This is a genomic window from Mesobacillus maritimus (genome assembly GCF_023715205.1).
GTDB classification, from domain to species: domain Bacteria; phylum Bacillota; class Bacilli; order Bacillales; family Cytobacillaceae; genus Mesobacillus_B; species Mesobacillus_B maritimus_C.
This window is the reverse complement of record NZ_JAMBNR010000008.1, coordinates 132678-148347: the sequence shown is the minus strand read 5'-3', so window position 1 is coordinate 148347 and position 15670 is coordinate 132678. Positions and strand designations below refer to the sequence as shown.

Below are 15670 nucleotides of genomic sequence, written 5' to 3'. Positions count from 1 at the left end.
TTTAATCATAGTAATTTTCTAGTAAATATGAGGTCCATTTGGTAATAGGATGTTGGCGGATATTTCTAATTAATCCTTTTATAATGGCTCGAGGTAATGTTGGCATGTTTAACTGGTCCCTCAATAAAATTAGAGATTCGCGCTCGATCCCTTGTTCGACTTCCTCGAGATTTTGATTAATGACTTCCACAATTTTTTCCTTTGATATTTCGTTGTTCTTTGGTGATTGCAATAGAGGTGCATACTCAGCTGTAATAAACGGAAGCTTAGTATGCTTAGCTAAAAGATTCGTTTTCTCTACCAGAGAATGTGATAGTTTTTCGAAATCCGGTGGTGTATGTGAGACGAAAAACAGCTCGGTATAAATTCGAATAAAGCCCTTTATACAGTATACTAGGTCATATTTAATGTCCTGTACATGGTCTCCATATACGCGTTCTACCAATTCAAGGATGGTTTTCTCATTTAGGAGGTTATAATAGTGCATTTTTTCAATGAATTCTTCCTTAATAAGGTGGAGTTGTTCTTGCATAAAGGTTTTAGCGTAATCAGAGTACTTTTCAAATAAAGATAAGTTGATATAGAAGAAGTCGAATAATAATTCATCTTTTGACTTGTTGCTTTTGACTATTGAGTCAATATCGGTAATGATCTCTGTCATGAATTGATCAATTAACGCTAAAATCAGTTCGTCTTTCGATTTGAACGATAAATAAAATGCCCCTTTTGATATCCCACAACGGTCGGTGATTTGTTGAACGGATGTTGCCTCGAAACCTTGTTCAGCAAATAGTTCAACGGCTTTCTGCATAATTAATTGTTTTTTTAACATAATCTTTAGATTCTCCCCAGATAAAATCCTTTGACAAATGACTGATTGGTCATTATTATAAATATCTGTATTATATAAGTCAATAAAGGGCAGGTGTCATTGTGAAAGGACTAGTCAATTTTGTCCTGAAAAATAAGCTAGCAGTATGGTTATTAACAATTATTATTACTGTATCAGGTATTTACTCAGGGACACAAATGAAAACAGAAACAATCCCGGATATCTCCATTCCTTACCTTATGGTCATGGATGTATATCCTGGTGCCACGCCTGAAAAGGTGATGGAAGATGTATCGATGCCGGTTGAAAAGGCTTTGGAAGGGCTTGAAGATGTCAAGGCAGTTTACTCCAACTCCTCATCCAATCTTTCTAATATTCAAGTAGAATATGAATATGGTGTTGATATGGATGAGAAAAAGCGTCAATTAGAAGCAACATTAGATAATATCACTTTACCAGATGCTGCGGAAGAACCGATCATTACGGCAATTAGTATGAATATGATGCCAGTTGTTGCTCTTAGCGTTAGTAGCTCAACGGAGGATATAGTAGAGTTAACCTCTACAGTGAATGATCTTTTATTACCGAAGATTGAAAAACTCGATGGTGTTGCCTCAGCTACAATCACTGGTCAGCATATCGAAGAAGTGGAATTCACTTATGATGAAGAAAAAATGGCTGAGTTAGGCCTAACTGAGGATACAGTTAAGCAAATGATTCAGGCAAGCGATATGGCTGTTTCCTTAGGTCTCTATGAGTTCAAAGAAGGCGAACAAGCGGTTGCTGTTGATGGAAAGTTTATGACTGTTGATGAGTTAAAGGAAATGCTCATTCCGGTAACACCATCGGAAACAAATCCTGTACCGTTTGTAAAATTAAGTGATATAGCCACTATTAAGACAGTCGGAAAAGTTCAGTCAGTCTCTCGAACGAACGGCGAAGATGCGATTGCGATTCAGATTGTAAAAGGTCAACAAGAAAATACAGTTGATGTCGTAAACGCAGTAAAAGAATTAGTTGAAGAGGAAGAGGCTAAAATCGACGGACTTACTGTTGAAATTTCCCTTGACCAAGCAGAGCCGATTGAGGAATCGGTCAATACGATGATTGAAAAAGCTTTATTTGGTGGATTAATTGCTGTTCTCATCATCCTCTTGTTCTTGAGAGACTTTAAATCTACCATTATCTCGATCATTTCGATTCCAGTCTCCATTTTTATGGCCTTTCTCTTGCTGAACTGGATGGATATTACATTAAACATAATGACACTCGGTGCGGTTACTGTTGCTATCGGTCGTGTAATCGATGACTCAATTGTTGTCGTAGAAAATATTTATCGTCGCCTGCATTTAAAAGAAGAGAAGCTAACTGGTCGAGCTTTGATTCGTGAAGCAACGATTGAAATGTTTAAACCAATCCTATCTTCAACACTAGTAACGGTTGCCGTCTTTGCACCACTCATTTTTGTTGGCGGAATGGTTGGGGAATTGTTCATGCCATTTGCATTAACAATGACGTTTGCGCTTGGAGCTTCCTTGCTTGTAGCGATTACGATTGTTCCGGCTTTATCGCACTTCTTATTTAAAAAGAAGCTTTATAGTACTAAAACAGAAAGCAGTCATAAAGAACAAGGGAAACTAGCAAATTGGTATAAAAAAGTTCTTGAATGGACTTTAAATCATAAAGTGGTGACCTCTGCTTTAGCGATAGTTTTATTAATAGGAAGCTTGGCCCTTACCCCGTTAATTGGTTTTAGCTTCATGGGTAGTGAAGAAGAAAAGGTGATGTACCTAACTTATACACCAGCTACTGGAGAATTAAAAGATGAAACGTTAGAAAACATAGCAGAGGTTGAGGAAGAATTACTTAAGCGAGTAGACATTGATATTCTTCAAGTTTCTGTAACGGATTCAGCAGATCCAATGGCAGCGATGATGGGCGGAGGATCAAACGGTGCCCTCATGTACTTGATTTTTGATCCAGATATGGAAAATTTCCCAGAAGTTCGTGAGGAAATTGAAGATTATGTGTTTAATATGGGTCAATCTGGTGAATGGAAGAGTCAGAATTTCTCTTCGATGTCAATGAATACAAACGAGGTTAGCTACACTTTTTATAGTGAAGATTTAAATAAACTCAATGATGCCGTTAAAATGGTAGAAGACGTTATGAATGACAATGACGGACTAGAAGATGTTTCTTCCAGTGCAGAAGACGCCTATGTTGAGTACACTTTTAAGGTCGAGCAAGATGAGCTGTTACAGTATGGCTTAACAACTGCTCAAATTGTGATGATGTTAAATCCAACATCATCTAAAGAAGTGTTAACAACGATTGAAAAAGATGGCGAAGAGTTAGAGGTCATCGTTCAGAAGGAAAAGGTAGCGGAGCCGAAGTCGATTGATGAGCTATTAGAAACAGATGTCAAAACTGCAACCGGTCAGAATTTGCCACTATCTGAACTTGTAACTGTTGAAGAAGGGACAACGTTAAATACTCTTTCACGTAGTGCTGGCGAGTATTATGCTACAGTTTCCGGAACAATTATCGGCGAAGATATTTCTAAAGCGACGGCCGAAATGGATGAAGCGATAGAAAATCTTGATTTACCAAAAGGTGTTAGCGTCGGTGTTGCTGGGGTTGCTGCTGATATGAATGAAACCTTTACCCAGCTAGGTGTAGCGATGCTTGCTGCGATTGCGATTGTTTACTTCATCTTAGTTGTAACGTTTGGCGAAGGACTCGCGCCATTTGCGATTCTATTCTCGTTACCATTTGCAGTGATTGGTTCATTTGTTGGTCTTTTGATTGCCGACGAAACGATTTCTGTCTCTGTTATGATGGGGCTATTGATGTTAATTGGGATTGTGGTAACAAACGCGATTGTACTCGTGGACCGAATCATTCATATGGAACGTGATGGAATGACAATGCGCGAAGCGATTCTTGAAGCAGGTGCGACACGTTTACGTCCAATCCTGATGACAGCTATTGCTACAATCGGTGCCTTAATACCATTAGCAATTGGAAATGGTGGTGGAGGATTAATTTCGAAAGGGCTAGGAATTACCGTTATTGGTGGATTAACTAGTTCGACGTTATTAACATTAATCATCGTCCCAATCGTATATGAGGTTTTATCAAAAGTATTTAAGAAAAACCGAAAAGAAGTACAAGAAAATTAAAAGAAAATCCCTATAAGCTGTCGCTTATAGGGATTTTACTATATGGGTAATATCAAGTAGGCATTGAAATCCCTAAATTGGAATCATTTAGTTAAATTAAGTACTTTTTAAATTTTTTATTGACTAAACCAACTGTAATGTTTAAAGTTACAGTATGGAAATTAATTTAATGGCTAGTTAGTTTTTTGAGTTGATCCTGGGAGGGTGTAAACATGGTTACTCTATATACAACGTCAAGCTGCACTTCTTGCCGAAAGGCTAAAGCATGGCTAGAAGAGCATCAGATTGATTATATTGAGAGAGATATTCTCTCCGAACCACTAACAAAAAATGAAATCAAAGCGATTCTTCGATTAACAGAGGATGGGACAGATGAAATCATTTCAAAAAAGTCAAAAACGTATCAAGAGTTAAATTTAAACCTTGATTCATTACCTTTGAAGGAATTATATCAAATTATTAGTGACAATCCTAAAATATTGCGTAGACCGATCCTTCATGATGAAAAACGCTTACAAGTAGGGTATAGTGAAGAGGAGATTCGAAGTTTTCTTCCTCGGAAACTCCGCATATTTCCGATTGCTGAAAACGAGAAATTTGCTAATTGACGTATTTTTAACTATTATATTTCTCTTTGACTATCCAAACTATAATTTTTGCGATTTCAGTATAAGCTGATTCAATGCGCTCTTAGACAGATTGCGTTAGGAGGATAAGAATGAACAGCGATTTTACCCTTGCGATTCATAGCTTAACACTGCTTGCACTTCAGCCAGATCGGATGGCGACAAGTGAGACCATATCAGAAAGTGCTGGAGTTCATCCAGTTCGGATACGAAAGATATTGAGTTTATTAAAAAGACAAGGCTGGATTAAATCAAAAGAAGGAATAGGTGGGGGATTCATTTTTGCAACAGAGCTAAGTGAAGTGAATCTATGGGACATCTACAAAATTACAAGTGAAGGTGCCCTTCAGCCTAAGTGTCCAAATTCGAATGAAGAATGTATTGTAGGGGCTAATATGCACCATGTTTTGTTTCGTATTTTTTTAGGAGCTGAGGAGCACCTTGGAGAATACTTGAAAAATTATTCAATTAAGGATATTGTCGATTTAATTAATCAACAATCATAGATTTATACCTTATTTTTTGTTTGAAATGTAATAAAATAAATTACAGATAGTCAAGGTGGAAAATGAAATTTTAAGTAGGTGAAAAGAATGCTTCCAAATAAAAACAAAATTTTAAAAATAGGGGATTGGGTAAAAGGGAGTTCACGTGATGGTGAACTGATCATTGGATATATTGATTCAATAAATATACTTGAAGAACTGGTCAACGTGAAAGTAGTTAAAAGTGATAATCCTAACTCAATCAGTTGCACCTTTCAATTAAACATTCACCAGGTGAAAATTTTACCTGAATCAAATGTAACAAACAAAGAGCAAATCCGTTTCTTAATTGATTTGGCTCTTTCTACGGGAGATGAGGAGTGGTTCTTGGAACTTTCTTCGAAAATCCAAACAATGGAACAGTTAGTAAGAGAGACTACTTAATTTAATAACTCAAATCGGTAAAATATATAAGATCGTGAAAAGTGAAGCCTGCCCACTAAGATTGAATGTTCATCTTACCGAGCAGGCTTCATTTCTCATTATTCTTCTAGCTCTTTCTTTTGTTTCTTCGTTGATTTCGAAGTTTTGTTCGTTGTTTGGAGTTGATCATATGCTCGGTTTGAAACATAGATTACTTGGTTTTTTAGGTGTTTATGGGCCATATTCATCATCCTTTCATCAAAAATATGGCTCAAATCGCAGACCCTTATTCTTTTTTACACTTATTCTTAAATATTTTTTAGTGAAAAAGACACATGAAAATTATTTTTCTTCTAATAGCGACTTAGCCAATGAAATGGCCCTTTCCTTTGAGTAGCCGTTGTAAAGGCTCGTGTTTAATCTAATAGGGTCACCAAAAAAGAAACGTTCGTAAAGCGTTTGTCTGCCTCCGAATGCACTTGTGCTAATATCCCAAGCCAGTCTAAAAAGCTGCGTCCGTACCTTTGCATCACAAGTAGCACCTTGAAGGTATTTTTGTAAATCCTCTTGGATAGGCGATTCAAAATCTTGTTCAGTAGGAATGGAAATGAGTCCACTCGCACCAAGTAATTGTAATATTTCAGTAAACCTAGGGTAAAATCGAGGAAAGCTTGTAATGGCTGCATATAATGGATTGGCATCTGGAATCATTGTTCCACGTTGATTTACGGTTGCTTCTAGTTCAGAAGCTAACAATAAGGACTTCATGGTTTCATATCCAATAATAAGTTCGCTGACTTTTTCTTTTACATGTAAATACTCACCGATATCAATGGTATCGACGATTAGCTGAGCAACACCTAATAAAAATTCGGTTTTAACAGTTTGTCGAGCAACGGTTTGGTGGAGTAAAAAAGTATTGAATTGTGATTCTTCATACATCCTTGCTACAATGTTGTAATTTTTATATAAAAAAACACGTTCCCATGGAACTAGAACATCATCAAATACGACAATTGTATCAATTTCTTCAAATCGGGAGGCTAAGGGATGGTCGAATTGCGAGGGCCGGTAGGTAAAGGATTCTCTACAGATAAATTTAAGATTTTTTGTATCACTTGGAATTGAAAATGCATAGAGAGAAGCCTCATCAATGTATTTCCCCCCAATCGGTAATACTAACAACTCATCAGTGATCCCACCCTGAGTAGCTAACAAACGTGCGCCTTTCATGATGATCCCATCACTAGTGGTATTAACTATACGAGCAGAGATAAGGGATTCGTCTTTTTCTAAGTAGGCTGATGATCGGTTCACTTGAGGATTGACAAATGTATGCGAAAAGGTTAGATCTTTTTCGCGGGCTGTCTCATAAAGCATTTTTATTCGTTGATCACAGCAATCATCATCTTCAAATACGTCACAGGCGGCAGCCAATGCCATTAATCCAGTATTCATATAATCAGGAGACCGCCCCATCATTCCACCAGATGTTTTCGCCCACTCTTGCGTTGTTAGTCTTCGTCTTTCTAAATCCTCTTTACTACGGGGTTCCATAAAAGATGTTCCCACACGTTCGCCAGTTAATGGCGATTTAAATGTCATAAAATCCACTTTGTCAGATGATAATTGCATATCAAAGAGCTTTGCTTTACTTTTTAGAATTCCTTTAAAAGCGTAATGGTCACATAGATTACCATTAATTTTTTGTCCATCGAGCCATATTTCAGAATCTAAGTTTCCGATTCTCTGAAGGTAGGTCGCGCCATCACATGCTGACATCTTACCCTCTCCTTTTACGGTGTATTTGAGGGAAATCGTTTTCCAATCAATATATGAAGAATGTTAGCAAAGCTTGCTTTTCCAAGACACATTTCCTTGATTCATTAATTTTAGGCATTAACAGATACATTATTAAGTTATGTAAAACAATCGTTAATATAGTCGGAATATTCTGTTATAATTTAAATTAAGATATTTGTAAGCGATTCCAATTAACTTAAATAAAAATTTAAATGGTGGTGGAGCAAATATGTTTTCAAGGCATTTTGAGTTTTGGCCAAAACGTTTACCAAAATCGTTACCAATTCCTGAGACCACAATCTATGACAACTTAGAGGTTACGACGAAGCGCTATCCGGATAAGACAGCTATTGTTTTCTATGGAAATGAAATAAGTTATAAACAGCTTCACAAAGAAGTGAATCAATTAGCCGGCTATTTGCAGCATGAGCTTGGAGTGGAAAAAGGCGATCGCGTGGTCTTATATATGCAAAATTCACCGCAATATATGATCGCTTATTATGCAATCATGCGTTTGGACGCAGTGGTAGTTCCAATAAATCCGATGAATGTAAAAGATGAAGTCTCTTTTTATTTAGCTGACTGTGACGCAAAAGTGGCAATGGTTGGGCAAGAGTTAATGCCGGAAATTAAACCTTGTTTAGGTAGCTCTCCATTGAAAAAGATTATTGTAGCTACGTATTCGGACTATGCCCAACATGACGTCGAATATGCGATACCTCCGGTTGTAGCTGCTGCTAAGGAGTCTTTTCATTCCGAAGCAATTATCGATTGGGAAGAAACACTAGCTGCCAATAAAAATCCAAGACCAAGCGAGGCAATAGCTGATGATTTGTGTTGTTTGCCGTATACGTCGGGCACAACAGGGAAACCAAAAGGCTGTATGCATACACATAAAACGTTACAAGCGACATTGTTAGGCGGAATTGTCTGGGCAAACTCTTCTCCGGCAGATGTTGGTTTATCAACCTTGCCACTATTCCATGTCACAGGAATGCAACATAGTATGAACGGACCGATTTATCTTGGTGGAACAATGGTGCTCATGACTCGTTGGGACCGTGATGTAGCATTAACCTTAATTGAACGTTACCAAGTTACTCGCTGGACAAATATCTCGACGATGGTTGTCGATTTCTTAGCAAATCCAAGATTAACAAAAGGAGCGATAAAATCGCTGAAAATGATTGGTGGTGGCGGTGCGCCACTACCAGAAGCGGTCGGAGAGAAACTTTATGAATTGACTGGGCTTCGTTATGTGGAAGGGTATGGTTTAACAGAAACGATGTCGCAAATTCATCAAAATCCACTAGAAAGGCCAAAGCTACAATGCTTAGGGATGCCACAGTTCGATGTGGATGCTAGAGTGGTTGACCCGGTCACGCTTAAGGAACTTGGACCGAATGAAGAAGGCGAAGTTATTGTGACAGGAAACCAAATCTTTAAAGGCTATTGGAACCGTCCAGAAGAGACAAAAGGTGCGTTTGTGAAGCTTGATGGAAAGGAATTTTTTAGAACTGGAGATATTGCTCGTTATGATGAGGAGGGGTATTTCTTTATAGTGGATCGAGTTAAGCGGATGATCAATGCTTCCGGGTTTAAAGTATGGCCAGCGGAAGTAGAAATGACGTTATACAAACATCCATCCGTTCAAAATGCCTGTGTGATTGGAGTACCTGATGCTAGACGAGGTGAAACGGTAAAGGCTTTTATTGTCTTAAATGAGCAAGGCAAAGGAACAACGGAAGAAGAAATTATTAGTTGGTCCAAAGAGCATATGGCAACCTATAAAATTCCAAGGATTATACAATTCCTCGATGCTCTTCCAATGTCTGGGAGTGGGAAAATTTTGTGGAGAAAGCTTCAAGAACAAGAAGAACACAAAGTGAAAGGGTAGGTTTGGTAAGTGCTGATAACCTTCTCTCACAATAGAGGGGGAAGGTTATCTATTTTAAAAAGCAAATGAAACTGTTAAAACCTAACAAACCAATATTGACACCGAGGGAAAGACGCTGGTACTATTGTTATCAGATAATTCATAATTTTCTATAGTTGTTTTTGAATTGGAAGCGTTACCAACAATGAAAATACATATTTTGCAAATCAAAATCATGATGGTCGCGCTATGAGTTATGAATTACTAAAATTATTACCTAAGTGAAAGGGGAGTATTGAATGACATTAATTCAATCTGTAACTGGTCCAGTTGAGACGTCCAAATTGGGTTTAACATTGATTCATGAACATATGCGTGTTCGTTCAGAATCTGTCTTTCTTCAATTTCCACATTTATACGATGAAGAGAAAGAGTTCGTTAAAGCGGTTCAACAAGTAAACAATGTGAAAAAGCTTGGAGTAAACACGATTTGTGATCCTACTGTTATGGAACTTGGCCGTGACATCCGCTTTATTGAAAGAGTCTCTCGTGAAACTGGGGTTCAGATCATTGCTGCAACAGGAATTTATTCTTATCATTATATCCCGCCACATTTCCAAAACCGTGATATTGACTATATGGCTGAATTATTTGTCCGCGACATTGAAGTAGGTATCCAAAACACTTCGATAAAAGCCGGTTTCTTAAAATGTGCAACAGATGCACAGGGGGTTACACCAGATGTTGAAAAAGTTATCCGTGCGGTCGCACGTGCACATAAGAAAACTGGAGTACCAATCATGACTCATTCGCATCCTGGGACAGGAACGGGCATAAACCAGCTAGATATATTAATAGAAGAAGGAGTTGATCCAAGTAGAATTTTAATCGGACATACTGGTGATACAGACAATATGGAATATATTTTACAGGTCATTGAATATGGTTGTTTTATAGGCATGGATCGTTATGGGTTAACAGGTGAATGTGCAACCGAGAATCGAAATACAACTGTAATTGAATTGGCGAAAAAGGGTTATGCTGACCGGATGTTCTTATCGCAAGATCATTGCTGTACAATTGATTGGTACCCTGAAGAAGCACCAGGGCTTATGTATCCAAAATGGACAATGAGTTTTGTTCTTGAAGAAATTATTCCAGAATTGAGAAATAATGGAGTGACCGAGGAACAAATCAAGTTGATGATGGTTGATAATGCTCGCCATTGGTTTGAAGGAAGTAATCAAACAAAATCGTCCGCCAATGTTGAAATAGGAGGAGTAGAATTTGGCAATTCCAAGTAAAATGAAGGCTGCTCGATTCTACGAAGTCAATGAGCCCCTTAAAGTAGAAGAAATCCCCACTCCCGAGATTCGGGATGATGAAGTATTAGTGGAAATCAAAGCGGTCGGATTGTGCGGTTCTGATGTTCATATCGTTTATGAGGGGGTAACCCCAACTTCTCATAAACCAATTATTCTCGGGCATGAACCTTCAGGCGTGGTAGCTGCTGTCGGAAAGGATGTTACAGGGTGGAAGCCGGGGGACCGTGTTTCAATTACTCCAGGGATTTTCTGTGGTTCTTGTTCTAACTGTATAAATGGGCATGCTGAAATTTGTTTAAGTCGACAAGTGATTGGGATTCAACGGGATGGTGCTCTCGCTGAGTACCTAAATATACCAGCAAAAAATTTAGTTAGGCTTCCTGAGCAGGTTCCATTTGAAGTTGGAGCGATTATCACTGATGCTATCGCGACTCCGTTTCACGCGTTGATTGACCGTGCACAGTTAAAACCGGGAGAGTCAATCGCGATATTTGGTGCTGGAGGTTTAGGTCTTCATGCGGTACAAATTGCAAAGTTAGCTGGTGCTAAACAAATTTTTGTCATTGATACCCGTGATGATCAATTGGAAAGAGCAAAAAGCTTAGGTGCCGATGTTACAATTAATCCAAGTAAAGAATCACCAGTTGATCGCATAAATAACATGACGAACGGATTTGGGGTGGATGTTTCCGCTGAGTTTATTGGTTTGCAAAACACTATTGCTCAAGCAGTTGAATCTGTTGCAATAGGTGGACGAACCGTTGTTGTAGGTTTAGGTCCAGAACCCATTTCGGTGCTACCACCTACCATTTTCGTTAGAAAACAACTTTCACTTCTCGGTTCGTATGGTTTCACGAAACAAACAATTGAACAGTTGGTTGAGCTTGTTGCCGCAGGGAAACTAAATGTCGAAGAATCCATCACGCATACTTTCCCATTAGAGGAGGTTAATACGGCCCTGCGTTATTTACATGAAAAAGTCGAAAACCCAATCAGGGTGGTTGTAAACTTTCCATAAAGTTACTACCTATTAACCTTTGTCTGAAACTAATCTCCTTAAAAAGCCTCGTTGTATTCGAGGCTTTTTTGTATTGAAAAATAATCATGTTGTTCCGTATTTGAAAGCTTTGTATAGATGGAATTTCGCTTGTTATAAAATTAGCTTGCAATTGCACACTTCTTTCTTGAAAAATTTGTAGGCTGGTGTATAATTGGTGCGGTGATTTAGTGGTTTTTACATGTTTAAAGTATGTTTCTTGTATTAGAACAGGACTGATATAGATTGGTATAAGGAGGTCATTATGACAAACTCGACAATTATTCAATTTAATAATGTGACAAAGCAATATGACAATGACCCTGCTGTGTTGGATGATGTAAGTTTTGAAATCGAAAGGGGGAAATTTTATACCCTTTTAGGACCATCAGGATGTGGGAAAACGACGATTTTAAGGTTAATCGCTGGTTTTACCGAAGCTACTTCTGGGGAAATTTATTTTAATGGAAAGAAAATCAATGACCTTCCAGCGAATAAACGGCAAGTAAATACTGTTTTTCAGGATTATGCGCTGTTTCCTCATTTAAATGTGTTTGAAAATGTGGCTTTCGGCTTACGGATTAAAAAGTTAAAGAAAACTGATATTGAACAAAGAGTAAAAGAAGCACTTCATTTCGTGAATCTTGCTGGCTATGAGCAAAGAGAAATTAAAGAGATGTCAGGCGGGCAACGTCAACGTGTTGCGATTGCGAGAGCGATTGTTAATGAGCCTGAGGTGATTTTGCTTGATGAACCATTGTCAGCGCTCGATTTAAAACTACGTACAGAAATGCAATACGAATTACGAGATTTGCAGAAACGTTTAGGGATTACGTTCATTTTTGTTACGCATGATCAAGAAGAAGCCTTAGCAATGTCCGATGAAATTTTTGTTTTAAATAAAGGGAAAATCCAGCAAAGCGGTACGCCAACAGATATTTATGATGAGCCGATAAACCGATTTGTAGCTGATTTTATTGGCGAATCGAATATTGTAAAAGGAACCATGATCAAGGATTATTTGGTTTCCTTCACTGGGAAACAATTTGATTGTGTAGACCAGGGCTTTGATACAAACGAACCAGTCGAAATTGTCATCCGTCCCGAAGATTTAGAGATTACAAGTATAGAAAAAGGTAAATTACAAGTACAAGTAGATTCACAATTATTCCGTGGAGTTCATTACGAGATTTGCTGCTATGATACCGCTGGAAATGAGTGGCTTGTGCATTCAACAAAAAAAGCAACCGTCGGGGATCAGATTGGTTTATATTTCGATCCAGAAGCCATCCACGTCATGCGTTTAGGAGAAACAGAAGAAGAGTTTGACCGCCGTTTAGAGTCCTATAAGGATGGAGACGGGAAATGAATCAAAAAGTAACTCGTCAACTGTATATGCTTCCTTATACGTTGTGGATGATTTTCTTTGTCATCGCACCGATCGTCCTCGTGGTCTATTATTCTTTTTTAGACATAAATGGCGACTTTTCATTAGCAAATTATGAAAAATTCTTTACACCAAAATACTTAAAGATGGCATTAAGTTCGTTTTGGTACTCGTTTTTGATCACATTGTTTAGCTTACTGATCGCTTATCCAACGGCTTTATTGTTAACGAGAACAAAACATAAGCAATTATGGTTGTTGCTTATTATTGTTCCATCATGGATTAATTTGTTGTTAAAAGCGTATGCCTTTATAGGGATTTTTGGTACCTATGGGATTACCAATCGTTTTTTAGAGGCCATTGGCATTGGGACACAACAAATCCTGTTTACAGATTTCAGTTTTATCTTTGTTGCGGTATATATTTTTATTCCGTTTATGATTTTGCCAATCTTTAATTCTTTAAATCAATTGAATCCAGCGTTAATCGATGCTGCAAATGATTTAGGTGCGTCAAAATGGACAACATTCCGACGTGTCATTTTTCCATTAACGATGGAAGGGGTTAAATCTGGCTGTCAGGTTGTGTTTATACCTGCTCTATCCTTGTTCATGCTGACAAGATTGATTGCTGGAAACCGTGTGATTACCCTAGGAACAGCTATTGAGCAACATTTTCTTGTTACACAAGATTGGGGAATGGGTTCCACAATTGCTGTCTTCTTAATTTTAATTATGTTCCTGTTCATGGCTTTAACAGGGAAAAGAAAGCGAGGGGTGTAAATGGACCAGAAATTATCCCCTGTATCAAAATTCTTTTTGATTGTGATTTTTGTGATCCTTTATGCGCCGATCTTCTTTTTGGTTTTTTATTCGTTTAATAGTGGTGGCACTATGTATGATTTTGAGGGTTTCACGCTTGAATGGTATCAAGAGCTGTTTAGTGATACGAGATTATTAATTATAGTGTTAAATACCCTTGTCGTGGCATTATTGTCGGCCTTGATTGCTACCATTATTGGAGTTATTGGTGCGATTGGGATTCATTCAGTAAAAAAGCGGTCTCGTAAAAATGCGATTCTTTCACTGAATAATGTTTTGATTGTCAGCCCTGATGTAATCATGGGAGCATCGTTCTTGATCCTGTTTACGATTGCAGGTTATCAGCTTGGATTCTATTCGGTGCTACTTTCACACATCGCTTTTAGTGTACCAATTGTCGTTTTGATGGTGCTGCCAAAATTATATGAAATGAGTCCAACATTAGTTGATGCCGCAAAGGATTTAGGAGCCAATAGCTGGGAAGTGGTAACAAAGGTTATCTTGCCATTCATTTCACCAGGGATTATGGCGGGGTTTTTTATGGCTTTAACTTACTCACTTGATGATTTTGCGGTTACCTTTTTTGTGACTGGAAATGGATTTAGCACATTATCTGTTGAAATCTATTCCTTGGCTCGCCGTGGTGTTTCTTTAAATATCAATGCTTTATCCACCCTGTTATTCTTGTTTACAATCGTCTTGGTTGTCGTTTACTACTTTATTAATCAACGATTGAAGACAAATGGAACGGGGGGAAGAAAGTGAAGCAATTAGTTCGACTGTTTTTAGCGATTGTGATTGTTTCTGCGTTGTTGTTATGGGGAATTTCTTCTTTAAACGCATCCCAAGGATACTCTGGTGACAATACATTGACCGTCTACAACTGGGGAGATTATATAGATCCAGAGTTGATCTCTCAATTTGAGGAAGAAACAGGAATAAGTGTGATCTACGAAACATTTGATTCGAATGAAGCGATGATGACAAAAATTCAACAAGGTGGGACGTCTTATGATGTTGCCGTTCCTTCGGAATATACAATTGATAAAATGCGCGAAGAGGGTTTGTTAATACCACTCGATCATAATCAAATCCCTAATTTGAAAAATATTGATTCACGGTTTATGGATCTCCCATTTGATCCAGGAAATCAATATTCGGTTCCGTATTTTTGGGGGACGGTTGGGATTGTATATAATCCGTCGATGATTGATAACCGAAAGCTTACAAGCTGGAATGACCTTTGGAATCCAGCATTTGAAAATGAAATTTTGTTGATTGATGGTGCCCGTGAAGTTATGGGGATGGGATTGAATAGTCTAGGATATTCGCTTAATGACACAAACGTTGACCATTTAAGAGCAGCGAAAGAAAAACTTGATGAACTCACACCAAATGTAAAAGCAATAGTCGGGGATGAAATCAAAATGCTGATGGCGAATGAAGAGGCGGCAATTGGTTTGGTGTGGTCGGGAGACGCATCTGACATTATGTACGAGAATGAAAACCTTGACTATGTAGTACCTAGTGAAGGCTCGAACTTATGGTTTGACAGTATGGTCATCCCAAAAACAGCTAAAAATGTTGAAGGAGCGCATAAATTTATCAATTTTATGCTCGACCCGGAAGTTTCCGCCCAAAATACGGAGTGGGTAAGCTATTCCACTCCAAACAAAGCGGCACTGCAGTTAATGCCTGAGGATATGACGAGCGACGAACGTTTTTATCCGTCTGAAGAATTAACCAAAAAACTTGAGGTTTATGAAAACCTTGGTCAAAGCAATTTGGCATTTTATAACGAATTATTTCTCGAGTTTAAAATGCATCGGAAGTAAAGGAAGCAGGAATTTCCTGCTTCTTTTTTTACCTCT

General features: G+C 38.1%; 14 protein-coding genes. 11 read left to right on the top strand and 3 right to left on the bottom strand.

What is annotated here, in order from left to right:
* Position 1 precedes the first annotated feature (1 nt).
* Positions 2–832: a TetR/AcrR family transcriptional regulator gene (locus M3182_RS13135; RefSeq protein ID WP_251558393.1), complete on the bottom strand. Its 831-nt coding sequence runs from the start codon at positions 830–832 to the stop codon at positions 2–4.
* A gap of 101 nt (positions 833–933) precedes the next feature.
* Between M3182_RS13135 and M3182_RS13130 the strand changes: the two genes are divergently transcribed.
* The 4 genes from M3182_RS13130 to M3182_RS13115 all read left to right on the top strand — a co-directional run bounded on the left by M3182_RS13130 (position 934) and on the right by M3182_RS13115 (position 5572).
* A complete protein-coding gene (locus M3182_RS13130) occupies positions 934–4017 on the top strand; it encodes an efflux RND transporter permease subunit (protein WP_251558391.1) in 3084 nt (1027 codons plus the stop codon).
* A gap of 212 nt (positions 4018–4229) precedes the next feature.
* The gene (gene spxA / locus M3182_RS13125) at positions 4230–4625 is read left to right on the top strand and encodes a transcriptional regulator SpxA (RefSeq protein WP_251427255.1); all 396 of its coding nucleotides are present in this window, start codon (positions 4230–4232) and stop codon (positions 4623–4625) included.
* Positions 4626–4735: 110 nt separating this feature from the next.
* Entirely contained in the window at positions 4736–5149 is a 414-nt protein-coding gene (locus tag M3182_RS13120; RefSeq protein ID WP_251427259.1) for an Rrf2 family transcriptional regulator, read from the top strand.
* Between the two features lie 87 nt (positions 5150–5236).
* Complete coding sequence (locus M3182_RS13115) at positions 5237–5572, top strand: IDEAL domain-containing protein (protein WP_251427262.1); 336 nt, start codon at positions 5237–5239, stop codon at positions 5570–5572.
* Between the two features lie 98 nt (positions 5573–5670).
* On the opposite strand, the gene M3182_RS26175 is transcribed toward M3182_RS13115, so the two are convergent.
* Both M3182_RS26175 and hpaB read right to left on the bottom strand, forming a co-directional pair.
* Positions 5671–5793 (bottom strand): hypothetical protein, encoded by a 123-nt coding sequence (locus M3182_RS26175; protein ID WP_285868028.1) that lies wholly within the window; start codon positions 5791–5793, stop codon positions 5671–5673.
* Positions 5794–5893: 100 nt separating this feature from the next.
* The gene (gene hpaB, locus M3182_RS13110) at positions 5894–7333 is read right to left on the bottom strand and encodes a 4-hydroxyphenylacetate 3-monooxygenase, oxygenase component (RefSeq protein ID WP_251558389.1); all 1440 of its coding nucleotides are present in this window, start codon (positions 7331–7333) and stop codon (positions 5894–5896) included.
* Positions 7334–7583: 250 nt separating this feature from the next.
* On the opposite strand from hpaB, the gene M3182_RS13105 reads away from it, so the two are divergent.
* The 7 genes from M3182_RS13105 (at position 7584) to M3182_RS13075 (ending at position 15634) form a co-directional block, all read left to right on the top strand.
* On the top strand, positions 7584–9251 hold the full coding sequence (locus M3182_RS13105) for a long-chain fatty acid--CoA ligase (RefSeq protein WP_251558387.1): 1668 nt from the start codon (positions 7584–7586) through the stop codon (positions 9249–9251).
* 278 nt (positions 9252–9529) lie between these two features.
* Complete coding sequence (locus M3182_RS13100; protein WP_251427270.1) at positions 9530–10534, top strand: phosphotriesterase family protein; 1005 nt, start codon at positions 9530–9532, stop codon at positions 10532–10534.
* On the top strand, positions 10518–11573 hold the full coding sequence (locus M3182_RS13095; RefSeq protein WP_251558385.1) for a zinc-dependent alcohol dehydrogenase: 1056 nt from the start codon (positions 10518–10520) through the stop codon (positions 11571–11573). Before M3182_RS13100 ends, M3182_RS13095 begins: the two co-directional genes overlap by 17 nt.
* A gap of 283 nt (positions 11574–11856) precedes the next feature.
* The gene (locus M3182_RS13090; protein WP_251427276.1) at positions 11857–12960 is read left to right on the top strand and encodes an ABC transporter ATP-binding protein; all 1104 of its coding nucleotides are present in this window, start codon (positions 11857–11859) and stop codon (positions 12958–12960) included.
* A complete protein-coding gene (locus M3182_RS13085; RefSeq protein WP_251558383.1) occupies positions 12957–13760 on the top strand; it encodes an ABC transporter permease in 804 nt (267 codons plus the stop codon). Before M3182_RS13090 ends, M3182_RS13085 begins: the two co-directional genes overlap by 4 nt.
* Entirely contained in the window at positions 13761–14564 is an 804-nt protein-coding gene (locus tag M3182_RS13080; RefSeq protein WP_251427282.1) for an ABC transporter permease, read from the top strand.
* Positions 14561–15634, top strand: coding sequence for an ABC transporter substrate-binding protein (locus M3182_RS13075; RefSeq protein ID WP_251558381.1), 1074 nt, complete (start codon positions 14561–14563; stop codon positions 15632–15634). Before M3182_RS13080 ends, M3182_RS13075 begins: the two co-directional genes overlap by 4 nt.
* The last annotated feature ends 36 nt before the right edge of the window (positions 15635–15670 follow it).